This window comes from Nonomuraea aurantiaca (assembly GCF_020215705.1).
Lineage (GTDB): Bacteria > Actinomycetota > Actinomycetes > Streptosporangiales > Streptosporangiaceae > Nonomuraea > Nonomuraea aurantiaca.
Map to the genome: position 1 here is coordinate 327,312 of NZ_JAIWNB010000002.1, position 26,453 is coordinate 353,764.

Annotated in this window: 20 protein-coding genes; 13 read left to right on the forward strand and 7 right to left on the reverse strand. The window is 71.4% G+C overall.

Going from position 1 to position 26,453, the window contains the following annotated elements; translation table 11 throughout:
* The first annotated feature begins 34 nt into the window (after window positions 1–34).
* From LDL49_RS07085 to LDL49_RS07110, 6 genes are read left to right on the forward strand one after another with little or no spacing between them, the layout of a single operon-like run.
* Window positions 35–880: a 3-hydroxyacyl-CoA dehydrogenase family protein gene (locus tag LDL49_RS07085; RefSeq protein WP_225290118.1), complete on the forward strand. Its 846-nt coding sequence runs from the start codon at window positions 35–37 to the stop codon at window positions 878–880.
* 22 nt (window positions 881–902) lie between these two features.
* Window positions 903–1,154 carry an acyl carrier protein gene (locus LDL49_RS07090; RefSeq protein ID WP_225290119.1) on the forward strand — a complete coding sequence of 84 codons (252 nt, stop codon included), beginning with the start codon at window positions 903–905 and terminating at the stop codon, window positions 1,152–1,154.
* Window positions 1,151–2,308, forward strand: coding sequence for an acyl-CoA dehydrogenase family protein (locus LDL49_RS07095; RefSeq protein ID WP_225290120.1), 1,158 nt, complete (start codon window positions 1,151–1,153; stop codon window positions 2,306–2,308). Before LDL49_RS07090 ends, LDL49_RS07095 begins: the two co-directional genes overlap by 4 nt.
* Window positions 2,305–3,363, forward strand: a complete 1,059-nt coding sequence (locus LDL49_RS07100) for an HAD-IIIC family phosphatase (RefSeq protein ID WP_225290121.1) — start codon at window positions 2,305–2,307, stop codon at window positions 3,361–3,363. The genes LDL49_RS07095 and LDL49_RS07100 overlap by 4 nt, the downstream gene beginning before the upstream one ends.
* Window positions 3,364–3,369: 6 nt before the next feature.
* Window positions 3,370–4,155, forward strand: coding sequence for a thioesterase II family protein (locus LDL49_RS07105; protein ID WP_225290122.1), 786 nt, complete (start codon window positions 3,370–3,372; stop codon window positions 4,153–4,155).
* A complete protein-coding gene (locus LDL49_RS07110; protein WP_225290123.1) occupies window positions 4,152–4,865 on the forward strand; it encodes a 4'-phosphopantetheinyl transferase family protein in 714 nt (237 codons plus the stop codon). Before LDL49_RS07105 ends, LDL49_RS07110 begins: the two co-directional genes overlap by 4 nt.
* Here the strand turns inward: LDL49_RS07110 and LDL49_RS07115 are convergent.
* From LDL49_RS07115 to LDL49_RS07135, 5 genes are all read right to left on the reverse strand, one after another.
* Window positions 4,860–6,020 carry an acyl-CoA dehydrogenase family protein gene (locus tag LDL49_RS07115; RefSeq protein ID WP_225290124.1) on the reverse strand — a complete coding sequence of 387 codons (1,161 nt, stop codon included), beginning with the start codon at window positions 6,018–6,020 and terminating at the stop codon, window positions 4,860–4,862. The genes LDL49_RS07110 and LDL49_RS07115 overlap by 6 nt on opposite strands.
* Window positions 6,017–9,883, reverse strand: coding sequence for an SDR family NAD(P)-dependent oxidoreductase (locus tag LDL49_RS07120; protein WP_225290125.1), 3,867 nt, complete (start codon window positions 9,881–9,883; stop codon window positions 6,017–6,019). Before LDL49_RS07120 ends, LDL49_RS07115 begins: the two co-directional genes overlap by 4 nt.
* The gene (locus tag LDL49_RS07125; RefSeq protein WP_225290126.1) at window positions 9,880–14,592 is read right to left on the reverse strand and encodes a type I polyketide synthase; all 4,713 of its coding nucleotides are present in this window, start codon (window positions 14,590–14,592) and stop codon (window positions 9,880–9,882) included. Before LDL49_RS07125 ends, LDL49_RS07120 begins: the two co-directional genes overlap by 4 nt.
* Before the next feature lie 85 nt (window positions 14,593–14,677).
* Window positions 14,678–15,499: an ABC transporter permease gene (locus LDL49_RS07130; RefSeq protein WP_225290127.1), complete on the reverse strand. Its 822-nt coding sequence runs from the start codon at window positions 15,497–15,499 to the stop codon at window positions 14,678–14,680.
* Entirely contained in the window at window positions 15,489–16,325 is an 837-nt protein-coding gene (locus LDL49_RS07135) for an ABC transporter ATP-binding protein (protein ID WP_225290128.1), read from the reverse strand. Before LDL49_RS07135 ends, LDL49_RS07130 begins: the two co-directional genes overlap by 11 nt.
* A 295-nt stretch (window positions 16,326–16,620) precedes the next feature.
* On the opposite strand from LDL49_RS07135, the gene LDL49_RS07140 reads away from it, so the two are divergent.
* From LDL49_RS07140 to LDL49_RS07165, 6 genes are all read left to right on the forward strand, one after another.
* A complete protein-coding gene (locus LDL49_RS07140; protein WP_225290129.1) occupies window positions 16,621–17,337 on the forward strand; it encodes a phosphotransferase in 717 nt (238 codons plus the stop codon).
* A complete protein-coding gene (locus LDL49_RS07145; protein ID WP_225290130.1) occupies window positions 17,334–17,813 on the forward strand; it encodes a DUF1707 SHOCT-like domain-containing protein in 480 nt (159 codons plus the stop codon). Before LDL49_RS07140 ends, LDL49_RS07145 begins: the two co-directional genes overlap by 4 nt.
* A 63-nt stretch (window positions 17,814–17,876) precedes the next feature.
* Complete coding sequence (locus LDL49_RS07150; protein WP_225290131.1) at window positions 17,877–19,301, forward strand: lanthionine synthetase LanC family protein; 1,425 nt, start codon at window positions 17,877–17,879, stop codon at window positions 19,299–19,301.
* A gap of 290 nt (window positions 19,302–19,591) precedes the next feature.
* Entirely contained in the window at window positions 19,592–20,590 is a 999-nt protein-coding gene (locus LDL49_RS07155) for an ArsR/SmtB family transcription factor (RefSeq protein ID WP_225290132.1), read from the forward strand.
* A 31-nt stretch (window positions 20,591–20,621) separates the two neighbouring features.
* Complete coding sequence (locus LDL49_RS07160; RefSeq protein WP_225290133.1) at window positions 20,622–20,912, forward strand: hypothetical protein; 291 nt, start codon at window positions 20,622–20,624, stop codon at window positions 20,910–20,912.
* A complete protein-coding gene (locus tag LDL49_RS07165) occupies window positions 20,909–22,018 on the forward strand; it encodes a transglycosylase SLT domain-containing protein (RefSeq protein WP_225290134.1) in 1,110 nt (369 codons plus the stop codon). The genes LDL49_RS07160 and LDL49_RS07165 overlap by 4 nt, the downstream gene beginning before the upstream one ends.
* Here the strand turns inward: LDL49_RS07165 and eccB are convergent.
* Complete coding sequence (gene eccB, locus LDL49_RS07170) at window positions 22,012–23,409, reverse strand: type VII secretion protein EccB (RefSeq protein ID WP_225290135.1); 1,398 nt, start codon at window positions 23,407–23,409, stop codon at window positions 22,012–22,014. The two genes, LDL49_RS07165 and eccB, sit on opposite strands and share 7 nt — an antisense overlap.
* Window positions 23,410–23,783: 374 nt before the next feature.
* Here eccB and pta point away from each other — a divergent pair, with 374 nt between their 5' ends.
* Window positions 23,784–25,886 (forward strand): phosphate acetyltransferase, encoded by a 2,103-nt coding sequence (gene pta, locus LDL49_RS07175; RefSeq protein ID WP_225290136.1) that lies wholly within the window; start codon window positions 23,784–23,786, stop codon window positions 25,884–25,886.
* Window positions 25,887–25,982: 96 nt separating this feature from the next.
* On the opposite strand, the gene LDL49_RS07180 is transcribed toward pta, so the two are convergent.
* On the reverse strand, window positions 25,983–26,390 hold the full coding sequence (locus LDL49_RS07180) for a hypothetical protein (protein ID WP_225290137.1): 408 nt from the start codon (window positions 26,388–26,390) through the stop codon (window positions 25,983–25,985).
* Window positions 26,391–26,453: the final 63 nt, after the last annotated feature.

The following is a 26,453-nucleotide window of genomic DNA, read 5'->3' on the forward strand; positions in this document are numbered from 1 at the left end:
CACAACGGACCAACACAGTGAATGGAGCAGAGACATGACAGTGATCGGCGTAGTGGGCGCCGGTGTGATGGGCGTGGGAGTGGCCCAGAACCTGGCCCAGACCGGCCACGACGTGGTCCTGGTCGACAAGGACGAGCAGATCCTCCAGCAGGCGCTCGCGAACATCGAGCGCAACAGCCGGATGAGCCGCCTGATGGGCGGCCCCGCCCTGGACGCGGACGCGATCCTCGCCAGGATCACCACGGCCGTCGGCGCCGACGCCCTGGCCAAGGCCGAGATCGTCATCGAGAACGTGACCGAGAACTGGGACGTCAAGCGGGAGGTCTACGAGGCGCTCGACGCGGCCTGCGGACCCGACACCGTGTTCGTCGTCAACACCTCGGCCATCCCGATCACCAAGGTCGGCGCCGTGACGGGCCGTCCCGACAAGGTCATCGGCGTGCACTTCATGAACCCGGTGCCCGCCAAGCCGGCCGTCGAGCTGATCCCCGGCTTCCACACCACCCCCGACACCATCGAGCGGACCAGGAGCCTGCTGGCCGCGATGGGCAAGCGGGCCGTCGACGTCAAGGACTCGTGCGGCTTCATCTCCAACCGGGTGCTCATGCTCACCGTCAACGAGGCCGCCTACCTCGTCCACGAGGGCGTGGCCACGGCCGAGTCCGTCGACGAGGTGTTCCGCAGCTGCTTCGGCCACCCCATGGGGCCGCTGGAGACCGCCGACCTGATCGGCGTCGACACCATCCTCTACAGCGTCGAGGTGCTGTACGAGCACTACGCCGACAGCAAGTACCGGCCGTGCCCGCTGCTCAAGCAGATGACCGACGCCGGTCTGCACGGACGCAAGTCCGGACGCGGCTTCTTCACGTACGCCAACTAACTCAACCAAAAGGAGCACCGCAATGCCGAACACCGCGGAGTCGCAGATCCTCGCTTTCGTCCGCAGCCGCTACCCGCAGGCCGAGATCACCGGAGACCAGGACATCTTCTCCCTGGGCTTCGTCAACTCGCTGTTCGCGATGGAGCTGGTGATGTTCGTGGAGAAGACCTTCGAGGTCACCATCCCGAACGAGGAACTGCGCATCGACAACTTCCGGACCGCCGGCTCGATGGCCGAGCTGGTGGGCCGGCTGTCGGAGGAGCTGGCCGCGTGACGATCGTCACCCAGGCGCCGGTCGCGCAAGAGACGTCCCCGGTCACCGACCGGGCCAGCGCCCGCGCGTTCGTGGACACCTTCATCGTTCCGTACGCCGAGGCGTACGACCAGGCCGGCTACATCCCCGAGGAACTGCTGGACCGGATGGCCGAGGCGGGTCTGTGGGCCCCCTTCCTGCCCGAGGAGGTGGGCGGCGCCGGAATGGACCTGGTCACCCTCGGCGAGGTCCACGAGGAGGTGGGCCGCGGCTGCTCGTCGGTCCGCAGCCTGCTCACGGTCCACACCATGGTGTCGTGGGCGGTGCAGCGGTGGGGCAGCGCGGCGCAGCGGCAGAAGTGGGCCCCGGCCCTGGCCAAGGGCGAAGTCCTGGGCGCGTTCTGCCTGTCGGAGCCCGGCGCGGGCAGCGACACCTCGGGCATCACCACGACCGCCGTCCAGTCCGGTACAGGCTGGGTGATCAACGGCGGCAAGAAGTGGATCACCGGCGGCCAGCGGGCGGACCTGTACCTGGTGTTCGCCCGCACCGCGTCGAGCATCGGCGCGTTCCTGGTGCCCAGGGAGAGTCCCGGGGTCGGGGTGCGCCCGATCGACGACATGCTGGGCACCCGCGCGTCGATGCTCGCGGAGGTGACGTTCGACGACGTCCGCCTCGACGCCGACGCGCTGCTCGGGCCCAGCGGGTTCACCGCGGGCATGGTGCTCACCGGCACGCTCGACCTCGGCCGCTACAGCGTGGCGGCCGGGTCGGTCGGCATCATCCAGGCGTGCCTGGAGGCGTCGGCGACGTACACCTCGGCCCGCGAGGTCGGCGGCTCGGTGCTGCGGGACCTGCCGCTGATCCAGGCCAAGCTGTCCGACATGGTCACCGACGCGCGGGCGGCCCGGCTGCTGCTGGCCGAGGCGGGGCGGCTCAAGGACGCCGGAGAGGCGTCCACGATCATGGCGACCTGGGTGGCGAAGTACTTCGCGTCCACCGCGGCCGCCAGGCACGCGTCGGAGGCGGTCCAGATCCACGGCGCCAACGGCTGCAGCCCCGACTACCCCGTGGCCCGCTTCTACCGGGACGCCAAGGTCATGGAGATCATCGAGGGCAGCAACGAGATCCAGCGGATCACGATCGCCGGCCAGGCGGACCGGGAGGTGACGTCGTGAGTGTGGCCGTACTCCACGAGAAGCCCAAGCAGGGCCGCATCAAGTGCGTCGTGTGGGACCTCGACAACACGCTGTGGGACGGCGTGCTGCTGGAGGACGAGAACGTCAAGGTACGGCCGGCGGTCGTCGAGCACATCAGGCGGCTGGACCGCATGGGCGTGCTGCACTCGGTGGCCAGCAAGAACGACCACGAGGCGGCGTTCGGCAAGCTGCGCGAGCTCGGCCTCGACGACCTGTTCCTCTACCCGCGGATCAACTGGAACGCCAAGTCCGACTCGATCCGCCAGATCTCCAAGGCGCTCAACCTCGGGCTGGACGCGTTCGCGTTCGTGGACGACCAGGAGTTCGAGCGCGCCGAGGTGGCGCACCAGGTGCCGGAGGTGACCTGCGTCGACGTCGCCGACGTGGACGAGGCGCTGGTACGGCCGGAGTTCACCCCCCGGTTCGTCACCGACGAGTCGGCGCAGCGGCGCGGCATGTACCAGGGGCAGATCGCCAGGGACGAGCTGGAGAGCGAGTTCGTCGGCACCAACGAGGAGTTCCTGGCCGGGCTGAAGATGGCGTTCACCATCGCGCCCGCACGCCGGGAGGACCTCCAGCGGGCCGAGGAGCTGACGGTACGCACCAACCAGCTCAACTCGACCGGCCGCACCTACTCCTACGAGGAGCTCGACGAGCTGCGCGAGTCGCCGGACCACCTGCTGCTGGTGGCCTCGCTGACCGACCGGTTCGGCAGCTACGGCAAGATCGGGCTCGCGCTGGTGGAGAAGGAGGAGACGGTCTGGCACCTCCGCATGATGCTGATGTCGTGCCGGGTGATGTCGCGAGGTGTCGGGATGGTCATGCTCAACCACGTCATGCGGCTGGCGAAGGCGGCCGGCGTCCCGGTACGGGCCGACTTCGTGGAGACGGGACGCAACCGGATGATGCAGGTCACCTACGCGTTCGCGGGTTTCAGGGAGGTGGAGCGGAACGGCGCCCACGTGGTGCTGGAGGCCGATCTGGCGAATGTGCAGCCGCCTCCGCCGTACGTGCAGCTGGAAATCCTGGATTGAGGCACCATGACCGTCAATGATGTGACGAGCGAAGATGCGATCCAGCGGTGGCTGCCGTTCCGGGCCCAGACCGGCGCGGCGGCCGACGCGCTCGCGCTGTTCTGCCTGCCGCACGCCGGGGGCGGGGCCTCCGCCTACCGGGCGTGGCAGCACCGGTTGCCGGGCGTGGCGGTGCTGCCGGTCCAGCCGGCCGGCCGGGAGAACCGGCTGCGCGAACCTCCGTACGAGCGGATGGCGCCGTTGGTGTCCGACCTGGCCGACGTCATCCTGGCCGAGGTGAGCGGAGGTCGCCGGTACGCCGTCTATGGACACAGCCTGGGCGCGCTGGTCTCCTTCGAACTGCTGAGGGAGATCCGCCGCAGGGGCGGCCCCGGGCCGGTGCACCTGTTCGTCTCCGGCTGCGTGGCCCCGCACCGGCCGTTCGACGACGGGCCGCCAGTGCGCGGCATGAGCAGCTCCGAGCTGGTGGAGCTGCTGCGCAAGCTCGGCGGTACCCCCGACTGGCTGCTGAACGACCCGTCCGTGCTGGAGATGATCCTGCCCGCCATGCAGGCCGACTTCAGCGTCAAGGAGACCTACGCGTACTACCCCGAGCCGCCGCTGGACGTCCCGATCACCGCGCTGCCGAGCACCGACGACCCGAGGGCCGGCCGGGAACTGGTGGCCGCGTGGCGGGACCAGACGACCGGGCGGTTCGACCTGCACACCTACGTCGGCGGGCACTTCGCCGTCTTCGAGCAGGCGAAGCTGACGTACAAGCACGTCTCGGAGGCGCTGCGCGCGTGGGTATGACGCAGCCCAGGGTGTGGAAGATCCACCTCGACCGGCCGTTGGCGCCGGGCGGGTGGCGGTCGCTCTCCGACGCCGAGCGCGAGCGGGCCCGACGGCTCGGCTCGGCCCGGGAGCGGCACCGGTTCATGGTCGCGCACGCCGCGCTCCGCGCCATACTCGGCGAGGTCTGCGGCGTGCGCGCCGCACGTCTGGCCTTCGGCGCGGAGGACAGCGGGCGGCCGTACGTGGCCCTGCCGTATGGCCGGACCGCGCCCGGCTTCAACCTGCCCGACGGCCGGAGCGGAAACTCGTCCCACGGCCGGGGAGCGCCCGACTTCAACCTGTCCCACTCCGAGGAGTGGGCGCTGGTGGCGGTGGCGCCGCCGGGCTCCAGGGTCGGCGTGGACGTCGAGCGGATCCGCGAGGACCTCGACTGCCTGGCGATGGCCGGCAGCATGTACCAGCCGGAAGAGGTCGACCGGCTGCGGGAGGCGGGCCCTTCCGGCCTCCGTGCCGGATATTTCCGGCTCTGGACGGCCAAGGAGGCGTACGTCAAAGCCGTCGGCGTGGGTCTGGCCGGACTCCGCAATGTCCTGGTACGCGAAGAGAGCACGACCCATGGGGCCGTGCTCTCCCTTCCCTCGCCGCCCGGCGCCGCCCTGCCTGTCCGCTGGCTCGGCGTCGCGCCGGGCTACGCCGCGGCGGTCGTCACCGCCACGGCCGCCTCATGAGCGCTTCGACACCGGCACCACGTACCGGCTGAACACCAGGTCGCGCAGTACGTCGTCGCCGCCCTCGACGATCGACACGTAGCGCACGTCCCGCAGCAGCTTGCCGATGACCGAGTCATGCGTGTAACCGAGCCCGCCGAACATCTCCGAGGCCGTGGACGCGATCTGCCACCCCGTCTGGCCGCAGAACATCTTCGCGGTCAGCGCCGACTTGAGCGTTCCGACGCGCAGGAACTCCTCGCCGGCGTCCGGCCGGGCCGCGACCGCGTCGTACGCGCGGGCCGCGGCCAGGCACTGGTTCGCCATCACGTCGATCTGCATCTCGAACTGGCCCAGGCGGCTCGCGAACACCGCGTTGTTGGCCAGCGGCGACCCCTTCACCGACTTGGACTTGCCGTACTCCATGCACACGTCGCGCACCCGGCGGGCGATGCCGAGCGCGGTCGTGGCGATGAGGATGCGGCTGGCGTTCAGGCCGACCTCCAGCAGCCGCAGGCCGTTGCCGCGCAGCACGTTGGCCGCGGGCACCCGGCAGTCGGTGAGCGAGACCTGGTAGGTCGCCGACGAGCGCAGCCCGATGACATCCCACCTCTTGTCCACGCGGATGCCGGGCGTGTCACGCGGCACCAGGACCGCGAGGTAGCCCGCCGGGTCGTCCTGGGCCCGCGCGATCACCACGATGAACTGCGCGAAGTCGGTGTTGGTGGAGAACGCCTTCTGGCCGTTGAGCACGATCTCGTCGCCGTCGCGGGCCGCCGTGGTGGAGATCCGGGCCAGCTCGCTGCCCGCCGCGTGCTCGCTGCCGAGCGTCGCGCAGAACCCGTTCTCCGCCGACATGCGGCCCAGGTGGCGCTCCCTGAGCTCGGCGGAGCCGTACCACTGGACCATGCTCGTCGTGAGCACCGGGATGAACAGCGTGAACGCCACGCCCGCGTCGGCGTAGGCCAGCTCGGAGACGATGCGGACGCTCTCCTCCAGGCCCAGCCCGAGCCCGCCCGACTCCTTGGGCAGCCACCAGTTCGCCAAGCCGGTGTCGGCGAAGCGCTGGTAGAGCGGCATCGGCGCCTCCGCCAGCGAGTCCAGGTAGGCGTCCTTGTCGAGCAGCTCGCGCCGGGCGAAGCTCTGGATCTTGCGGAGATACTCGGGCTGCTTCACGCGTCCTCCCTTGAGTCCAGAAGAGCGGCCAGCTGGCGGACCGTCGGGCACTCCAGCAGCCCGGTGACCGGCACCGAGGCGTTCAGGGCCTTGCGGATCCGCGTGGTCAGCTCGATCGCGAGCAGCGAGTGGCCGCCGAGCTCGAAGAAGTTGTCCGTGGCGCCGATCGGGTCGATGCCCAGCACCCTCGACCAGATGCCGGACAGCGTGGCCTCGGTGCCCTCGTTCGGCTCGACGTACGGGGTGCTCAGGTCCGGGCGCGGGTGGCGCTCGCGGTCGTCGTCGAGATCGTCGTCGCCGGCGTCATGGATGTCGCCGGTGACCCACTGCGCGATGCGCGCCTCCAGCGAGCCGGTCGAGATGACCAGGTGCCCGACACGGTCGGCGGCCGACAGGGCCCGCTCGAACACGTCCACGCCCTCCGCGGGCGTCATCGCGTAGTCGATCACCGCGCCGCTGTGGCCTTCGAGCCGGTCCGGATCGATGTTCCAGGTGTCCCAGTCGACGGTGACCCACCGGCCGCCGCCCAGCCGGGCCACGCGGATGTAGGCGTCCAGCGCCGCGTTCGCCGACGCGTACGGCGCCAGCGTCATCCCGCCGAGCACCGCCGCGATCGACGACAGCGTGACGCGCCGGTCACGGGCCTGCTCTCCCAGTACGGCCTCCAGCACGTGGAAGCCCTTGACCTTGGCGGCCAGGTGGGCCTCGCACTGGCCGCGGTCCATGAGGTGGGCGAAGTTGAAGTAACCGCCGTCCTGGACGCCCGCGCCGTGCACGGCCACGTCGATGCCGCCGAAGCGCTCGACCGCCGCCTCGACGACGGCTCGCATCCCGGCCTCGTCGGCCACGTCGGCCGACAGGGCGAGCACGGTGGCGCCGCGCTCCTCCAGGTCACGGATGTTGCGGATGTGCCGGGCCGTACGCTCCCCGCCCGGCGGCACCGCGGCCAGGAAGGCGTCCCACTCCTCGCGGGGCGGCAGTGCGGCGCGGGCGGTGAGCACCAGGCGGCAGCCGTACCGGGCGGCCAGGTGGCGGGAGAGCACGAGACCGACGTCGCCGAGACCGCCGGTGATCAGCACGGTGTCGCCGTCGCGGAACGGCCGCTCCTCCGGGCCTGGCTCCTCGATGGGGTACTGCTCGTACTGCCGCAGCCATGTCTCGCCCGAGCGCACCGCGACCGGCCCCTCGTGCGGGGCGACGGAGGCGGCCAGGATCAGTGTGGCGAGCTGCTCGGGAGCGATGTCGGACCCGACGTCGATGTGCCGGCAGCGCAGCCGCGGGTTCTCCTGCTGCAGGCTCGGCGCCAGCGCCGCGAGCGTGGCGTGCTCGGGGTGGCGCAGGTCCGAGCCGACCACGCCCACCGCTCCCGACGTCAGCAGGACCAGCTCGGCGCGCGGCGCGGAGCCGGTGTTGTCGACGAGCTCGCGGGCCAGCGCGAGGGCGGAGTAGAAGCCGCGGCTCTGCTCGGCGTCGAAGTGGGCGACCGGGTCCGGCCCGGCTTCGGCGGCGGACAGGCTGAAGGCGTGAATGATCGAGCGCGGGTTGACCACGAGCGAGTAGAGCACCTCGGCCATGTCGTCCGCCTTGTCGGGGCGGATCGTGAAATGTCCGGTGTCGTCCTCGTCGAACCGGTCGCCCCGGCGCACCGCGGTCACCTCGGCGCCCGCCTCGGTCAGCCGCTCGACCAGGGCCTCGCCCCGGGCGTCGTCGGTGAAGACCAGCCAGGGACCGGCCAGCCTGAGCTGCTCGTCCAGGCCGTTGAGGGTAAGGGGCCGCTGCCGCCAGGTCGGCAGGTGCGTCCACTTCGAGCGGTCGAACGTCTTGCCGGTGCTCGGGGGCGCGGCCATCATGCTCGGGTTGGCCTTGACCCAGAACCGGCGCTTCTGCCAGGGGTAGGTGGGCAGCTCCACCCGCAGGCCCGCGCCCTGGTGCAGCACCGCCCAGTCGATGGCGGCGCCGGCCTGCCACAGCTTGCCAAGAGTGGCCAGGAGCCACTCGGCGGCGCTCTCGTCGCCGGCGGGGGCCACGGCGATCTCCTCGACGCCGGACGTGTCGGCCCCGTCGTGGAGCAGGCGGACACTGAGTGCGGTGAGCGCCTCGGCGAGCGCCGCGACCGCGTCCTCGGGTGAGGCGGTGGCGCCGATGGTACCGGTGGCGCCAGCGGCACCGGAAGAGGCGGCAGCGCCGGCGGCGCCGGGGCGGGTCAGCCGGTCGGCCGCCGCCCGCAGGTCCGCCCACCAGGCGGCCGGTACGTCGCCGCCCGCCGTGACCAGCCGGACCTTGGGGTTGCGGCGCTGCGTCTTGGCGTCGATCCAGCGCGCCGGATCGCTGAGCGCCGCGACCGCGTCCTCCCGGTCCCGGACCACGACCGCGCGCCGCGTCGCGAAGCCGCCGCGCGACACCTGCAGCGTGTACGCCACATCCGCCAGGTCGTCGGCGAGGTCACCGGAGAGGTGCTCCCGCAACAGACCGGTGAGGTCGGACAGTGCCTGCCCGTCGGCGGCCGAGAACGTCAGCAGGTGCGGTCCCGGCCGGGCCGGCCGCGACGGCCGTACCGGCGCCTGCTCCAGCACCACGTGCGCGTTGGTGCCGCCGAGCCCGAACGAGCTGACCCCGGCCCGCCGCGGGTGCGGACCGGCTGGCCAGGCCTGGTGCTCTGTGAGCACCGTGAACCGGTCCCGCGCCGTCGCCAGCGCCGGGTTGGGCGTCTCGTAGTGCGGGGTGCCCGGCAGCAGCTCGTGCTTGAGGGTGAGCGCGGCGCGCATCAGCCCGGTGACACCGGAGGCGCGGTCGAGGTGACCGATGCTGGGCTTGAGCGAGCCCAGCACGCACGGCGTCTCGCGGGGCTGGGCGAACACCCGGTTCATCGCGGCCAGCTCGATCGAGTCGCCCAGCATGGTGCCGGTCGCGTGGCACTCGACGTAGCCGACGGTGTCGGGCTTGACCCCGGCCACGCCCAGCGCGGACTCGATGACCTCGGCCTGCCCGTCGACACCGGGCGCGGTGTAGCCGGCGCGGGTCCGGCCGTCGTTGTTGGCCGCCGAGCCGAGGATGACCGCGTGGATGACGTCGCCGTCCTTGAGCGCGTCGGACATGCGCTTGAGCGCCACCGTGCCGACGCCGCTGCCCATGACCGTGCCGCCCGCCTCGGCGTCGAAGCTGCGCACCCGGCCGTCGGGCGACATGATCCCGCCCTGCTCGTACAGGTAACCGGCGGGCTGGGGGAGCGGTGTGAACGCGCCGCCCGCCAGCGCGATGTCGCACTCGTACGTCAGCAGGCTCTGGCAGGCCAGATGCACCGACACCAGCGAGGTGGAGCAGAAGGTCTGCACGGTGACGGCCGGGCCGCGCAGCCCGAGCTTGTAGGAGACGGTCGAGGCCAGCGAGTCGCGCTCGTTGCCGGTGGCCATGAGCAGCGCGCCGCCCGGCTGGCCGGCGAGGTGCTGGATGTTCTGCACGATGTAGTCGGGGAAGCCGCAGCCGGCGAAGACGGCGACCTGTCCCGGTGTGTCCGTCGGGCAGTAGCCGGCGCTCTCCAGCGCCTCCCACGAGCATTCGAGGAACAGCTTGTGCTGCGGGTCCATCGTCTCGGCCTCGCGCGGGTTGATCCCGAAGACCGTGGCGTCGAACTTGTCGAGGCCGTCGATCGGGCCGCCGACGCGGACGTAGCGCGGGTCGGCCACCTTGCCCGGCTCGACGCCGGACTCGGCCAGCTCCTCGTCGGTGATCTCGCGCAGCCCCTTGATCCCGGCGAGCACGTTGCGCCACAGCTCGCCGACGCTGCTCGCCCCCGGAAAGCGACCGGACATCCCGATCAGGGCGACCGCCGAGTCGTAATCCGTCTCAGTGTCCGTCTCCGTCATGATGCCGCCTTCCCACGGAGCATGTTGCGTCGCTGTTCGATGCGGGACCGTCGCTGGTCGAGGGCCCCGAGGGTCTGCTGGTCCTGCTCGCCCCCCGAGGTCGCGGCCTCGGCGAGCGAGGCGACCGTGGGCGACTGGTAGAGGATGTGCGGGGGCAGGTAGGACAGCTCGAGGGCCTTGCGGACCTCGGCGATGATCTCCATGCCGAGCAGCGAGTTGCCGCCGAGCTCGAAGAAGTTGTCGTGGATGCCGACCTGCTCCAGGCCGAGCGCCTCGGCCCAGACCGCGGTGATGGCCTCCTCGGCCGGTGACTGCGGCTCGACGTAGGCGGTCGACAGCTCGGGCCGCGGGTGGCGGCCGAAGGCGTCTCGGATCTTCTTCACCGTGGCCTGGTGGCTCTCGATCGACGAGCGCCGGCTCATCGCGACCAGCGGGGCGAAGTCCTGCGTCGAGGTGATCACGTGGGCCTCGCCGCTGGCCAGCACCCGCAGCAGCGTCTCGTAGCCCTGGTCGAAGGTGATGCCGAAGTTCTCCCGATACCAGGTGAAGTAGTGCTTGGAGCCCTCGTCGTAGTTCTCCAGGCCGTCGGTCCAGCCGTTCCAGGTCCACTCGCACCAGTCGATCGCCGTCACGGTCACGCCGGGCAGCGGGTCGCTCAGCGCGTACGCGTCGAGGAAGGCGTTGGCCGCGCAGTAGTCGACCTGGCCGGCGCCGCCGCCGGTCGCCGACGTGGTGGAGGAGAACAACGCCACGAAATCAACCGGAACGTCCTTCAGTGCCTCGCCGATGGCCAGCGTGCCCGCCACCTTCGGCGCCAGCGTCCGCTGGATGTCGGCGACCGTCTTGAACTGCATCAGGCCGACGGCCGGCACCCCGGCGCAGTGCAGCACGCCGTTGAGCTCGCCGAACGTCTCGATCGCCGCGCCGACCGCCCGCCGTACGTCATCGGGCTGGGAGACGTCACCGGCGACCGTGACGACCTCGATGCCCGCGGCCTCCAGCCGCCGCAGCCCCTCGATCCGCCGGCGCACCTCCTCGGCGGTGCGCTCCGAGGCCAGGATGGGACCCCACTGGTCCCTGGGCGGCACGGGGGTGCGGCCCATCAGGACGAGGCGGGCCTGGTAGTGCTCGGCGAGCCGTTCGGCCATGGCCAGGCCGATGCCGCCGAGGCCGCCGGTCACGAGGTACGTGCCGCCCCGGCGTACCTGGGCCTTGGGGGCGTCCTGGTCGATGCACGACGCGTCGAGCACCTCGTACTCCGGGACCCAGCGCCGGCCACTCCGCAGCCCCACGACCTGGTCGGTGGGTTCGGCGCGCAGCTCGGTCAGGAGGTCGCGCGGCGACGACACCGTGTCGATGTCGATCAGGCGGGTGCGCACGCGCGGGTACTCGACCGGGATCAGGCGCGTCGGGCCGAGCAGGGTGCCGCGTTCCGGGATGACCCGGTCACCGGGGAGCACCCGCTGGCCGCCGACGGTGACGATGTCGAGCGACCACCGCGTGATCCCCATGTCGCCCGCGGCCCGCGCGAGCGCGACCAGGGTGTGCAGGCCGCGCCGCAGGCACTCGTCGGTCGAGTCGGGGCTCTCCTCGGCGGTCCACAGGTGCACCACGCGCTCGGGCTCGAAGTCCCGCTCGGCCAGGGTCCGCAGTGCGCTGACGGCGTCCTCCGGCGAGCCGGGCCGGACCACCAGGCCGTCGGGCCCGGCGGCGAACCGCTCGCCGGGACGGACCAGCACCACCTGGTGCCCTGCCGCCTCCAGGTGCGCGCGCAGCGTGTCGGCCAGCGTGTCGGCCCGGCCCGCGTCGGTGTAGACCAGCCAGCGGGCCGCCTCCTCCTCGCGCGCCGGGCGCGGCGCGGTCTGCCGCCAGGTCGGCACGTTGATCCAGCGCTCGTCGGGCAGCCGGGGGAGGGCGTTCAGGATGCTGGTGGGGTCGCTGTCGTCGATCGCGGGCGCGCCGGTGCTCGCGGCGGTCTGGTCGATCTCCAGCCAGTAGTCCTGGTGCTCGAAGGGGTAGGTCGGCAGCGGGATCCGGCCGGGCGCCCAGCCGGCGTGCAGCGCCGCCCAGTCGACGGAGACGCCGGCCAGCCAGAGCTTGCCGACGGCCGTGGCGGTGGCGGCGTGGGTGTCGAGGCGGTCGTTCGCGGCGGGCAGCGTGGTGACGATCAGCGGCCACTGGGCGCGGTCGCACTCCGGGTGGCCGCGGGTGAGCGCGCCGAGCGACTGGCCGGGGCCGATCTCCACCAGGGCGAGGTCGCCGGTGCCGAGCACATGCGCGAGCCCGGCGCCGAACTCCACGGTCTCGCACATGTGCCGGGACCAGTAGCCGGGGTCGGTGACGACGTCCGCGGTGGCCAGGCGGCCGGTGACGTTGCTGACGTACGGGATGACCGGGGGATGCAGGGTGACGTTGTCGCTGATCCAGGCAGTCAGCTCGGCGGCCACCGGCTCCAGCATCCGGGAGTGGAAGGCGTGCGTGGTGTCCAGGCGGCGGCAGCCGATCTTCGCCTCCAGCAGCAGCGCGCCGGCCGCCTCGACGGCCGCGACGGGCCCGGCCAGGACGAGCTGCGAGCCGGTGCGCACCGCCACGTCCAGATCGCGGGTCAGCAGGTCGCCGAGCACCGCGCGCAGCCGCCGCTCGTCGGCGGCCACCGCGAGCATGGCGCCCTCGGGCTGCGAGGTGATCAGCTTGGCCCGGTAGGCGACCAGCCGCAGCGCGTCGGGGAGGGAGAGCACGCCGGACAGGCAGGCGGCCACGTACTCGCCGAGGCTGTAGCCGACCATGATCTCGGGGGCGATGCCCCAGCGGATGAGCTGGCGGGCCAGCGCGTACTCCGCCACGAAGACGGCGGGCTGGATCAGGTGCGCCTCGACCGTTGAGGGGGCCGCCGCCTCGTCGGTCCGGCCCAGGAGCCGGGCCAGGTCGCCGCCCGTGTCCTGGCGCTCGGTGGCCACGAAGATGTCGGACAGCTGCGCGGCCTCGGTGAGGCCGAGGACGGTCAGGCACTCGTCGACGTCGTCGCGGAAGGCGGGCTCGTCGGCGTAGAGGGCGGCCACCATGCCGGGATACTGCTCGCCGACCCCGGCGATCAGGAAGCCGACCCGGCGGCCCACGGTCGCGTCGTTACGGCCCAGCCGCCCGGCCGGGTCGGCCAGCAGAGTGGCGGCACGGCCGCTCGAGTCGGCCACCACGACCCTGCGGTGGTTGAAGACCTTGCGGCCGACCTGCAGCGTGTAGGCGACGTCGCCCAGTTCCAGGTCGGAGTCGATCTCCAGCCGGTCGGCGAGCCTGACGCAGGCGTTCTCGGCGGCCGACTCGGAGCGGGCCGACAGCGGCAGCACCTGCCAGCGGCGCGACCGCTCGGGGCGCCGCTCGGGCCGCGGGGCCTCGGTGACGATGGCGTGCGCGTTGGTGCCGCCCATGCCGAGCGAGCTGATGCCCGCGATCCGGGGCCGGTCGTCGTCACGCGGCCACGGGGTGACCTCGGAGGTGACGCGGAACGGGCTGCTGTCGAAGTCGATCTCCCGGTTCGGGGAGGTGTAGTGCAGGGTGCCCGGGATGAGCTCGTTGCGCAGGGACTGGACGACCTTGATGAGCCCGGTGACGCCCGAGGCCCGGTCGAGGTGGCCGACGTTCGGCTTGATCGAGCCGAGCAGGCAGTACTGCTTGTCCTTGGTAGGGCCGAAGGCGCTGGTCAGGGCGGCGACCTCCATCGGGTCGCCCACCTCGGTCGCGGTGCCGTGCGCCTCGACGTACGAGATCTCGGACGGGTCGATCCCGGCCCGCTCGATCGCCCTGCTGACGCACCTGCGCTGCCCGTCGATGCTGGGCGCGAGGTAGCTGAACTTGAGCGCGCCGTCGTTGTTGATCGCGGAGGCGCGGATGACGGCGAGCACGGTGTCGCGGTCGGCGATCGCGCGGTCCAGGCGCTTGAGCGCGACCACGGCGGCCCCGTCGCCGAACATGCTGCCCTTGCCCTCGGCGTCGAACGTGCGCACGTGGCCGTCGGGCGACTCCTGGCCGCCCTCCTCCCACAGGTACCCGACCCGGTCGGGGATGCGTACGGACACGCCGCCGGCCAGCGCGATCTCGCAGTCGCCCCGGCGCAGCGCGTCGCTCGCCAGGTGCACGGCGACGAGGGAGGTCGAGCAGAACGTCTGCACGGCCACGCTCGGGCCCGAGAGGTTGAGGCGGAAGGAGACGTTCGTGGTGAGCGCGTCCTTGTCATTGCCGATCATCAGGGCGGACGGGTCGATGCCCATCTCGAACGCCCTCAGCCGGGTGAGCAGGTAGCCGCTGATGTTGGTGCCCGCGAACACGCCCACACTGCCCCGCGAATCGGGCGAACCGTACCCGGCGGCTTCGAGGACCTCCCAAGCCACCTCCAGGAAGATCCGCTGCTGCGGATCGGCCAAGGTCGCCTCACGCGGGTTGTAACCAAAGAATCCGGCGTCGAATCCCCGGATGTTGTCCAGGATCGGCCGGCTCCTGACATAGTTCGGCTGCTGGAAGGTCGCCGGACTAACCCCCGCGTCGATCAGCTCCTCGTCGGAGAATCGGGTGAACGACTCCACACCGGTGCTGATGTTGCGCCAGAACGTCTCGACGTTGTCCGCCCCGGGGAATCGGCCGGCCATGCCGATGATCGCGATATTCGACTCGTCCGCCGAGTGTTTCGAGTCGCCGGGTGAATGCTGCTGATCCATCAACATGCCTCAATTCACTACATGTCACTGAATTACCGACAGAAAAGGCGAGCGACCCGCGGCCCCCTGGCCGCGGGTCGGCACTTCAGAGCAGGTGCCCGCGCCCCCAGCCGCGCGTGAGCCTGCGGACGGCGAACGTGCCGGCGACGAGGCCGATCGCCAGCAGGACCCCGGCCGGTGCCAGGGTGCCCGCCGCGTCTCCGCGGACCGCGGCCTGCATCATCGTCAGGGCCCAGTAGCCGGGCGAGATGTGCGCGGCCACCTGGGCCCATTCGGGCATGATGCTCAACGGCACCAGGGCCCCGCCCAGCGAGCTGAGCGTCAGGGCGCCGACGTCGGAGATCACGCTGAGCTCCCCGTGGCTGCGGACGATCGTGGCGAGCGCCGCGCCGATCGAGAGCAGCGCGAAGGCCCAGATCGCGATCGCGAAGACCACGTACTGCGGGGCCCTCGGAATCGGCAGCCCGATGACGAGGCAGCCGTACACCAGCAGGATCGACTGCTGCACGACCATCACCACGAAGATCGGGATGGTCTTGCCGAGCAGCAGTTCGGTCGCCGGGGCGCGGCTCGCGCGCAGGCGGTCCCAGGTGCGCCAGGTGCGCTCGACGAGGATCGCGTTGCCCGCGATGGAGATCGCGAACACCGAGAACATCACCATCAGGCCGGTCGCCACCTGCGTGGCGCCGCCTTCGACGGCCCGGACGTACAGCGGCTTGAGCACCAGCATGAGCACCATCGGCATGGCGACGTAGCTGATCATCTGCCCCGGGTCGCGCAGCCGGATGAGCGTGTTGTGCTTGGCCAGCGCGCCGACGCGGTACGCGGCGCCGCGCAGGTTGTCGAGCAGCCCGGCGGGCGGCGGGGGTTCGACCCGGTGCTGGGTGTGCGGGGTGTCAAGGAGCATTGCTGACCGCCAGGGATCTGTAGAGGTCGTCGAGGGAGGGGTTGCGCACGTCGACGGTGCTGATCGGGCGGTCGGCACGGCTGAGCAGGTCGATCAGGGTGTTGGCCGGGTGGGTCGTCGAGACCGTGATCTCCTCTTCGTTGTCGAAGGTGAGCTGCACCTCGCCGGGCAGGCCGTCGACCAGCTCCTCGTGGGTGCCCCTGGCGATGACCCGGCCGTCCCTGACCACCGCGATCGTGGCCTGGAGCTCGGTGAGCTCGGGCAGGTAGTGGGTGGTGTAGACGACGGCGGCGCCCTCGCCCGCGCGCTGCTTGACCACGTCGAGCATCGCCTGCCTGGTCTCCAGGTCGGCGCCGGCCGTGGGCTCGTCGAGCAGCAGCAGCGCCGGCCGGTGGATGAGCGCGGTGGCGGCCTGGGTCCTGCGCTGCTGGCCGCCGGACAGGACCGCCGCGTGCCGGTCGATGAAGTCGCTCAGCCGCAGGGCGGCCACGATGTCGTCGATGGCGGTGGTGAGCGCCTGGCCACGCAGCCCGGCCAGCTTGCCGAACAGCTCCAGGTGCTCCCTGACGCTGACCGACGGGTAGAGCGCGATGTGCTGCGGTGCGACGCCGACCCGGCCTTTGACGGCGGACGGCGGCTTGCCGTCGATGGTGACGTGGCCGCCGTCCGGACGGGTCAGGTACGACACGATCTCTACGAAGGTCGTCTTGCCCGCGCCGTTGTGCCCCACGAGCCCGACGATCTCGCCCGCGGCCACGCTCAGGCTGAACTCGTCGAGGGCTCTGACCGGGCCATAACACTTGACAAGATCGATTGCCTCCAGCAATGTGTCACCTCCTCCAGTATTCACACCGAATGCGACGTCTACCCTTTGTCGGAAATTAATCGGTTGAATACGATTAACTGGGTGTTGCTGGCTACGATAGCGGGAGCCGGCCCAGGTGGCCGATGGCAAGAAGTGGCAGGAAAGAGTAGGCCACTGACCGGCGGTCGGATTTGGCCGCCATAACTGGTGAATCAGCACTACGAGCACGCTGTCATCAAATGACGGTAATTTGCTGCCAGTGCGCCCGTATCCGCACAACTAGAATGACTCACCTTTACCGCATAATCTGACCACCATGCGTGTGGGAACGTTGCTCGCGGCAGGGCAGGACTGCGACGTGTACGAGGCCGGGACCGGCAAGGTGATCCGGCGGGCCCGGGACGGCCGCAGCCTCGAACGCGAGGCGTCGGTCATGCGGCACGCCCGCAGGCAGGACTTTCCGGCGCCCGAGGTCTTCGACGCCGACGGGGCCGACATCCTCATGGAGCGGATCGTCGGCGTCAGCGTGTCGCGCGAGGCCACCCGGCGGCCGTGGCGCGCGCCCGCGTACGGGCGCCTCCTGGTGGAGCTGCTCCAGCGGCTGGCCACCGTACGCGCGCCCGGCTGGCTGCCCGCCGCCGAGGGGGCGCCCGGCAACAACCTGCTCCACCTGGACCTGCACCCCGGCAACGTGCTCGTCACCGCCGACGGTCCCCGGGTCATCGACTGGGCGAACGCCGGCCGTGGCGCGCCGGCCGCCGACGTGGCCTGCACCTGGCTGATCATCGCCGCCGCCCCCGTATCCGGGCCGGTCCGGCGGGCCGGCCGCGTCCTCATGGCGAAGGCGTTCGCGGACGCCGTCGACCGCCCGGCCGTGCTGCCGTACCTGACCGCGATGGCCGAGCGCCGCCGCGACGACGACAACACCCACGACGCCGAGCGGGCCGCCATCGACCGCCTGCTCGCCCGCGAGACGGCGACATCCTCCCCACGGCTCACGCCGAAAGACTCCACGCTCAAGGAGAACCGATGAACGAGCGGCGAAAGATCCGGGCGTCGGACGGCGATCGCGAGGTGGTCGCCGAGCGGCTCAGCGCCGCGCTGACCGAGGGCCGCCTCAGCATGCAGGAGTACGACGAGCGGCTGGGCCGGGCCTTCCAGGCGGTGACGTACGGCGAACTGGCGGACCTCCTGGGCGACCTGCCCCGCGCGAAGGCGAAACCGCAGCCCGCGCCGCGTGGGGCGGCGGTCCCGGCCGGGCTGCTGGCGACGCTGCCGAGATGGCTCAGGATCCTCTGGGCGATCTGGGCCGTGAAGGTGTCGATCAACGTCGTGGTCTGGGTCATGCTCAGCGTCTCTGACGCGTCCCTGGTGTACTTCTGGCCCGTGTGGATCATCGGGCCGCCGGGCGCCGCCCTGTTCGGGCTGTCGGCCGCGACCACCATGATCCGCCGTGGCCGCGTCCCCCTGGAAACCACCGCGACGCCCTCGCCCCTCGACGGCGGCTGACTGCCCAGAAAGCGGCGACGACAACCCTTAATTTCCTACCAAATGTGTGGGATAATGCTCGGCATGAGCTTGGATCGGACGCGCTCATCGAGCGAGCGTGCTGAGACACCGCTGACCGCCGCCATCATGGCCGGCCGCTGGATCCGCTCGGCGGCCGTCGACGACGAGCGCGGCCGGCACTGGCGGGCCAACCCCGACCCTCGGGGCAGGTCGGCCCTCGCCGCCGAACCGGCCTCGCTCTACGCGGGGGCGGCGGGCATCGTGCTGTTCTTCCTGGAGCTCGCCGCGGCGACGGGCCACGAGGCGTACCTCGACGAGGCCCGCGCGGGCGCCCGCTACCTCTCCGGCACCTGGGCGAACCAGACGAGCCTGTCGCTCTATCACGGTCTGTCCGGCACCGTGGTCGCGCTCGCCGAGGCCGGCTGGGTGCTCGGGGACGGTGGCTTCGAGGAGGCCGCCGTGGCCGCCGCCGACCGGATCGTCCGCTCCGCCCGCCCGCTCGACGGCGGCCCCGGCTGGTCGCGCGATCCCGCGCAGAGCGGCGACGGCGGCGTGGTGCTCGGCCTGCTGCACGCGTCCTCGATGCTCGGCATGCCCGCCTACCAGGACCTGGCCGTCGAGGCGGGCGCCCGCATCGCCCGCCTGGCCGTGCCCGGCCACCTGTTCGGCCACTCCACCGGCCTGCCCGACGGGCAGACCTGGCCCGGTGACTGCTCCGACCTGCCGGGAAAGCCCGGCGACGCGGCCGGTGGCCGGGCCGATCTGCCGGTGGACGCCGTCACGCCGGGCTTCCTGTCCGGCACGGCGGGCACGGCGTTCCTGCTCGCCCGCCTGTACGGCGTCACCGGCGACCCGCTCTTCCTCAACGCGGCCCGCAGAGGCGCCGGCTTCGTCCAGATGGTCAGCGTCGTGGCCGGGAGATGCGCCGCCGTGCCGCACCACGTGCCGCAGGGCCGGGGGCTGCACTACCTGGGCTTCTGCTCGGGCTCGGCCGGGGTGGCGCGGCTGTTCTACGAGCTGTACCGGGTCTCGGGCGAGGCCGACGACCTGGCCTGGTGCGAGCGGCTGGCGCACGGCATCGTCGAGAGCGGCGTCCCACACCGCCGTACCCCGGGCTTCTGGAACGTCTCCTGCCAGTGCTGCGGCACGGCCGGGCTGGTGGAGCTGTTCGTGGGGCTGTGGGCGGCGACGGGGCGCAAGTCGTACCTGGACTTCGCGAGCGTGCTCGCCGAGCACCTGATCGGCCGCGCGGCCGACCACGACGGGCGGGGGCTGCGCTGGTATCAGGCGTATCGGCGGCTGCGCCCCGGCGAGGTGTCGGCGGACACGGGCTACATGGTCGGCGCGGCGGGCATCGGCGCCGCGCTCCTGCACCTGGACGCCGCCCTCCAGGGCGACCAGGCCCGCCGGGTGATCCTGCTGCCGGACAACCCGTTCCCGTCGATCCCCGTGCCCGCGCACCGTCTGGGCCGTCCCGGCGCGCAATAGGAAAGCCACCGCATGGTGCTGTAAGTGACTTGTAAGTCAGATGTGAGCGTTGAGGCTTACGTTCCTTTTGCCAGAACACAGGGGGAACATCCTGAACGGAGCGCATCATGCGGCTGAGGGCCAAGAGCGTCCGCATCACCTGAGCATGAGGTGACCACATAGCCGGTGGGGGCCGGAAGGTGCAGGTCCGGCCCCCACCTCATGCGCCCTGGGCGAATTACGCCAACGGATCTTTCCAGCTTATTTGAAGCATCCATCCAGATATGTCAGGTCTGCATACAGTACGACCCGTGGGGGCTCCGGTAACCAGAACGAACGTGTGGAGCGAGCTACGAGTGACCTCCGCTCCTCAGCTGTCCGTGTCGATCTCTCCGAACTTGACCGCTCTCGCCATGATCGCCGACGCGCTGGCCGGCCGCAGGCGTGGCCTGCCCGAGCTGTGGCGGCGCGCGGTCCAGTCGAGGGTGAGCCCGCTGGGACGCGAGGCGGTCCTTCCGCTCGCGGCTCCCGGCTACTCCGTCGTGCCCGACAGCGTCGCGCCGATCACCCCCATGGACGACATGTCCGTGTCGGCCCAGGTGAGCGCGCTGAGCGACATACCGCCCGAGTCCTTGATCAAGGACCTGGAGCAGGCGTTCGGCGACGGGGCGCTGCCGACGCACTGGAGGGCCGCCGCCGAGCGGCCCGCCCGCTGGCTGCGCGGCTACGCCACCGCGCTCAACGACGTCTGGCACACCACCGAGCCGCTCTGGCAGCGGGCGCGGCCACTGCTCGACCGGGAGATCGAGCGCGTCGGCATCACCTCCGTCCGCGGCGGCCCCGAGCTGCTGCTGGGCTCGCTGAACGACCGCATTCGGTACGGCGAGCGCGGCCTGCTGATCGCCGACATCGAGGCCAGCACGTACGAGCTGGGCAACCGGCGGATCATCCTGGTGCCGATGCTGGCCGGCAAGGACGCCGTGATCGTCAGCCTGGACCATCCCGACGCGGTGTGGATCGCCTACCCGGTCCCCGGCGCCGAGTCGCTGTGGCGCCGGCCCGTCGCGCCCGCCGTGGACGAGTTGTCCGCCCTGGTCGGCCCGGTGCGCGCCGAGCTGCTCTGCCAGCTGGACCAGCCCATGACGATGAGCATGCTGGCCGCCAACGTCAAGATCGCGCCCAGCGGGATCACCTATCACTGCGACCGGCTGCACGCCGCGCGGCTGATCAGCAGGGAGCGGCGGGGACGCGAGGTCTGGATCGCCCGCACCGACCGGGCGGAGGAACTGCTGTCGCTCTTCCGACGCTGAGAGGGCTGGACACTGACCGAGGAGATCCGCTGTGGTCCTGAAATATCACCGTGAGGCGCTCGATGGGTGCGGGACGGCGGCGAAGAACGCGTCCGGTGCCTTCGCCGAGGTCGCCGCGTCCGTGTCCGGCGCGGCGATCGACCAGGCCGCCTTCGGCCGGCTGGACAATTCTGGGGCGCTGGCCGCGGCGGTGAGTGAGCTGACCGCGGCCGCCGGGACCACCGCGCGGACGCTCGGCGGGCATCTCCAAGCGGTGGAGCAGGCGCTGGACGCCGTGGACCAGACGTTCACGGGTGCCGACGGGGCCGCGGTGCGCCGGTGAGCGCCATCGACGACGTGCGAGGCGTACCCGGCGGCGCCGAGCTGGCCACGCTGGCCGCGACGCTGGTGGGCGACCCCGGCGCCGTGGGCCGCGTCGTCGGCGTGTGGCAGGCGGCGGCCGACACCGGCCGGGGCCAGACCGCCGCGGTCAGGTCGGCCGTCGGCGATCTGGACGCCGCCTGGCAGGGGGCGAGCGCCGACGCGTTCGTCACGTACATGGACCGGGCCGGGAAGATCGGCGACACGCTACAGAGCGTGCTGTCGCAGTGCGCCACGCACCTGGCCACGGCCGCCGAGGCCCTGCGGACGGCCGAGTCCCAGGCGAACGCGATCTGCCAGAACTACGCCGCCGCCGTCCGCGACTTCCAGGCCAGGAACCCGCAGGCCACGCAGGACCAGATCCGGCAAGGCGTGCAGGGGCTGGCCGGCGACGCCCGCAAGCAGCTGGCGGAGCAGCGGACGACCGCGAACAACGCTCTGGGCACGGCCGCGGCCGGCATCCGGGGCCTGCTCGGTGGCCTGGGCAGATCCACCGAGAACTGGCCGGAGCCGGACACGGAGCCCTTCGCCCCGGGCCCGGGAAGGGCTTTGGATTGGACCCCGTCGCGGCAACAGAACAGCACGACCCTCGCTGAGGCGAGCGGGACGAACGGGACCAGCGGGACAAGGGGCCAATCGCCGAGCCTGCCCGGGTTCGGCGGGTATGGGCCGAGCGGGCCGCCCCCGGCCGGCGGCGGACCGGCCCCGCAGGGACAGGTGGCCGACTGGATCACGCAGGCCGTCAACGTCCTCAAGGCGCAGGGCTACCCGGTCGAGAAGATGAACGCCAACGACATCTGGACCATCATCCGGCACGAGTCGGACGGCAACCCCAACGCGATCAACAACTGGGACTCCAACGCCGCCAAGGGCACGCCGTCCAAGGGGCTCATGCAGACGATCGACCCCACGTTCAACCGGTGGAAGCTGCCGGGCCACGAGAACATCTACGACCCGGTCGACAACATCATCGCCGGGGTCCGCTACGCCATCGATCGCTACGGCTCGGTCTCCAACGTGCCCGGTGTCGTCGGCACGAAGACCGGCGGCGGCTACCGGGGTTACTGAGCCGTTGAGGCAGTGGAGACGGGCTTGGCGGCGCGTGCCGGGTCGAGCACCGGCCCTTCGGGGATGAGCTGCAGCACGTTGGCGGGCACCGGGGTGGCGCGCTTGGCGTCGTACCCCAGCTTGCCCAGCACGTCCGCGTTCGGCACGGCGTAGCGCCGTCCCTCGTCGGTCACCAGGTAGTACGACTGCACCGCGTCGAGCTGGCCGTCGCCGGGCAGGACGCCGGCGACGATCGCCCGGCCCGGCGGCAGCCGTACGAGATCCGTGGCGTCGCCGTGTGGCGCGGGCAGCGTGCCGCCCGACATGAGCCGGGCGCGGGCCGAGCCCTTGTCGGCGTCGGCGTAGACCGCGCAGAGCGGGCTCGCCGGGTCGTAGGCCGTCATCTTCGGCATCGACGCGGGCAGGCCGTCGGCTGGGAGCTTGGTGCGGGAGCGCGGGGCGGCGTTGGCCGTGGCCGCGTCGATCTTGACCTCGGCGGTCGTGCCGCCGCTGTAGGCCGCCGGGTCGCTCAGCAGGAGCGTCGCCTGTGTACGCGTGACGGGCGCCAAACCGTCGGCCAGCTGCACGTACCAGCGCGGCTCGCCGCCTGCGACGGCCGTGGCGCGGAAGACCTGCCCCACGGCGGCCTTGTCGCCACCGGGCCCGGTCACCGGCCGGCCCCGCCCCTCGATCGCGGGCGCGGCCAGGTCGGGCCCTTCCGGCAGCGCGTTCAACCAGGCCACGGGCACGGCCGCCGGGTCGGTGCCGCTCAGGCCGCGCGCGATCCCGGCGGGCACCCGCATCCGCGCGCCGCGCCAGATCGCCCAGGTCTGCCCGCCGACGTCCACGAGCATCGCGCCGTCCTCGGGAAGCGGCCGGTCACCCGCCTGCCGCCCGGCGATCAGCGTCACGTACGGCTTGCGCCCCGTGTCGCTCTCGCGCTCCTGCACGCAGACCGACCAGGGCCCGGAGGCGAGTCGATCGGCGGCCGGCAGCGAGTCGGGCGCCCCCGGGATGCCGACCGGCGTGCCGCGCTCGTACGAACTCAGCGCGTCCCTGGCGACCACCCGCTCAGTGATCTGCGGCGAGTCGAGCACGAGCCGCGCCGAGGCGTAGTTGGCCACCGGGATCAGCCTGCGCTGGGGCTGGCTGTAGACGTAACGGGCACCGGTCTCGCGCTCGATGATCAGCGTCCCCGGATCCCGCAGCGCCTTGGTGCCGCTGGGCCGGAGCAGCCCGACGACCGCGAACCCGACACCCAGCAGCACGGCGACCATGGCGCCGGCCAGAAAGCCGATGTTCTGGCGCCGCAGCGGCCACTCGGGCTGGTTCGGCTGGGCCCGCATCAGCGCCAGGCCGATCCGCTGGACCGTGAGCCGGTACGCCTGGTAGAGGTCCCGCTGGCTGTGCACGCCCACCTCCCCCGGAATTCGCCCGGCCCAATTTATCCAGACAAGAACGGCAAGAGCGCGACACTTCAACAGTTCTGTAATGGACATACTCGCCACGCATCCCCGGCCGCCACCGGGCATTCGCGGTCGTCGGCGGCTCGACGCTGTGCGGGCGATCGTGAGTCGGTTGAAAGGCACCCAGATCTGGGAGGCGGCGTGCTCCCCGTGTTCGTCGTGTACTTCCATCCCTCCGCGAGCCGCACCTGCGGGCGGGTGCCCGCGCGGTGCGGCAGGGACCAGCCCGCGTCGGCCATCGCGGCGGTGCCGCAAAGCATGCGGCCGTTGTCGACAGCCCGCCGCCGAGATGGAGGAGGAGCTGACAGACAATGATGAACATGACACGTGCGGTGTACGTCGCGGCGGGCGAGGCGGAAAGCAACAAGGGCGCGGTCGCCCTGGGCATGGTGGAGCTGCTGTCGCGGCAGGTGGAGACCGTGGGTGTGTTCCGTCCGGTGGTGCGGGCAGGCCGTGAGGACAACCTGATCAACACCATCCGGAGCAGGTTCCAGCTCAGCCTGCCCTATGAGATGTACGCCGGCGTCACCTACGACGAGGTGCACGCCGACGCCGAGCGTGCGGCCGGTGACATCGTGGCTCGTTACCGTGCGCTCGCGGGGCGATGCGACGCGGTGGTCGTGGTCGGGACGGATTACACCGATGTGGGCGCGCCGACCGAGTTCGAGTTCAACGCCAGGCTTGCCGCAGACCTGGGAACGCCCGTGCTGAACGTGGTGAGCGGGAGAGCCAGGACGGTCTCGGAGATCAGCGCCGCGGTCGAGCTGTCGTCCCGGCAATTGGCGCAGCACCACGCCCAGGAACTGGCGGTCGTGGTCACCCGGGCGGCTGCCGAGCGCATCGCGATCGACCACCCCACGCCGGTGTTCGTACTGCCTGAGGCTCCCTCCCTGCGCGCTCCCACCGTCGCCGACCTGCTGGATGCCTGTGACGGCAGGTTTTTCCTCGGCGAGCGCGACGGGCTGGGCCGGGAGGCGAGCGCGTTGATGGTGGGCGCGATGTCGCTGCCCGGCATCCTGGACCGCTACACCGAGGGCGCCGCGGTGATCATTCCGTCCGATCGGGCCGCCGCGCTGCTCCCGGGGCTGATCGCGGCACACGCGGCGCCGGGCTTCCCCGCCCTGTCGGCGGTGATCATGACGGGTGGCACGGATCTGCCCGCCCCGGTGGACCGGCTGCTACGCAGCATGGCCATTCCCCTGCCGGTCATCGCCACCGACCATGACACCTTCGACACCGCGACCCGCCTGTCGGCCGTGGCGGGCCAGTTCACGCCCGAAGCCGGCGGGAAGATCGACACAGCGCTGAGGCTGTTCGCCGAGCACGTCGACGGCCGGCTGCTGCTCGATCGGCTGGCCATCGCCAAGACCGACGTCGTCACGCCGCTGATGTTCGAGTACGAGCTGCTGGATCGGGCACGTACCCGGCGGCGGCACATCGTGCTGCCAGAGGGCGAGGAGCCGCGCATCCTGCGCGCGGCGGACGTCCTGCTGCGCCGCGGCGTGGCCGAGCTCACTCTGCTCGGCGACGAGAAGCGGATCAGGGTACAGGCCGCCCAGCTCGGCCTGGATCTGGACGCGGCCAGGGTGCTCAGCCCGTTCGACGCGCAGCTGCGCGAGCGGTTCGCCCGCGAGTACGCGAGAGTCCGGGCGCACCGGGGAATGACCACCGAGCTGGCCCGCGACACCGTCACCGACGTGTCCTACTTCGGCACGCTGATGGTCCACACCGGCATGGCCGACGGCATGGTCTCGGGCGCGGCGCACACCACCGCGCACACCATCAGGCCGGCGTTCGAGATCCTGCGCCTGGGGCTGGTCTCCAGCGTGTTCTTCATGTGCCTGGCCGATCGGGTGCTGGTCTACGGCGACTGCGCGGTCAACCCCGATCCGAGCGCCGAGCAGCTTGCCGACATCGCGATCTCCTCGGCTCGCACCGCCGCCCTGTTCGGCGTCGACCCCAAGATCGCGATGCTGTCGTACTCGACGGGTGCCTCAGGTGCCGGCGCCGATGTCGACAAGGTCCGCACCGCCACCGAGCTGGTCCGCGAGCGCCGTCCCGACGTGATGGTGGAGGGGCCGATCCAGTACGACGCCGCGGTCGACCCCTCGGTGGCGCGGACCAAGATGCCCGGCAGCCAGGTGGCCGGCCACGCCACCGTCTTCGTGGTGCCCGATCTCAACACCGGCAACAACCTTTACAAGGCCGTCCAGCGCAGTGCCGGCGCCGTCGCGGTGGGACCGGTGCTGCAAGGATTGCGCAAGCCCGTCAACGACCTGTCTCGCGGTGCCACCGTCTCCGACATCGTCACCACCGTGGCCATCACCGCCGCCCAGGTACGCGACGACGAATCAACCGCCGACCGCGAGGACGCGGACACCCGTTCATCGGTGGAGCGCGTCCGGGGTGTCGTCCTCCACTAGGAAGCCGCCGGGCCCGGCGTGGTTCAGTAGCGGTAAGGCGAGAGGCGGCTGCCGAAACAGCCGCCTCTCAGACGATGGTTCTCGGTGATCTCGGCGCTACATCGTGTCGCAGGGAAGGCCCCAGCTCGAATAGCCGCCGCCAGGCTCATGGTGCCAGAGTTCGGCACAGATGTTGGTGCCTGCGGACGCCGGCCAGGGATTGTCGAACGTCAGTGCGACGCCGGCGTAGGTGTAGGTGCCGGAGTTGGTGTCATGGCCAGGGCTCCAGACGTGGATGTGGTAGGTGCCGTTGGGGCCGCAGCGGCTTTGGTGCTGGAGCTTGATCCTGTTGTTCTGCGCCCAGAGCCCGAGGCACCTGCTGATCCCGGCTGGTTTCTTGGCCAGGTTGGTGGTTGTGGCAGAAGCAGGTGTCACCGCGACCGTCGCGGTGGCCGCGAGAACGGCCGCCGTGGTCAGGAAACGGCCCAGAAGTCGGGCCTTCTTGGACTTTCGTGCTGTCTGCATCGAGTCTCCCCGTGAGTTCGACAGTGGGATTGCAGTCAGCCTCACAGTGCGCGGTTGCCGTCA

Coding starts and splice junctions, on each gene's coding strand:
- pta (WP_225290136.1), top strand. CDS start 23,784: ATGACACGTGCGGTGTACGTCGCGGCGGGCGAGGCGGAAAGCAACAAG.
- LDL49_RS07150 (WP_225290131.1), top strand. CDS start 17,877: ATGAGCTTGGATCGGACGCGCTCATCGAGCGAGCGTGCTGAGACACCG.
- LDL49_RS07105 (WP_225290122.1), top strand. CDS start 3,370: ATGACCGTCAATGATGTGACGAGCGAAGATGCGATCCAGCGGTGGCTG.
- LDL49_RS07140 (WP_225290129.1), top strand. CDS start 16,621: ATGCGTGTGGGAACGTTGCTCGCGGCAGGGCAGGACTGCGACGTGTAC.
- LDL49_RS07145 (WP_225290130.1), top strand. CDS start 17,334: ATGAACGAGCGGCGAAAGATCCGGGCGTCGGACGGCGATCGCGAGGTG.
- LDL49_RS07090 (WP_225290119.1), top strand. CDS start 903: ATGCCGAACACCGCGGAGTCGCAGATCCTCGCTTTCGTCCGCAGCCGC.
- LDL49_RS07180 (WP_225290137.1), bottom strand. CDS start 26,390: ATGCAGACAGCACGAAAGTCCAAGAAGGCCCGACTTCTGGGCCGTTTC.
- LDL49_RS07120 (WP_225290125.1), bottom strand. CDS start 9,883: ATGACGGAGACGGACACTGAGACGGATTACGACTCGGCGGTCGCCCTG.
- LDL49_RS07125 (WP_225290126.1), bottom strand. CDS start 14,592: ATGGATCAGCAGCATTCACCCGGCGACTCGAAACACTCGGCGGACGAG.
- LDL49_RS07130 (WP_225290127.1), bottom strand. CDS start 15,499: ATGCTCCTTGACACCCCGCACACCCAGCACCGGGTCGAACCCCCGCCG.
- LDL49_RS07110 (WP_225290123.1), top strand. CDS start 4,152: ATGACGCAGCCCAGGGTGTGGAAGATCCACCTCGACCGGCCGTTGGCG.
- LDL49_RS07085 (WP_225290118.1), top strand. CDS start 35: ATGACAGTGATCGGCGTAGTGGGCGCCGGTGTGATGGGCGTGGGAGTG.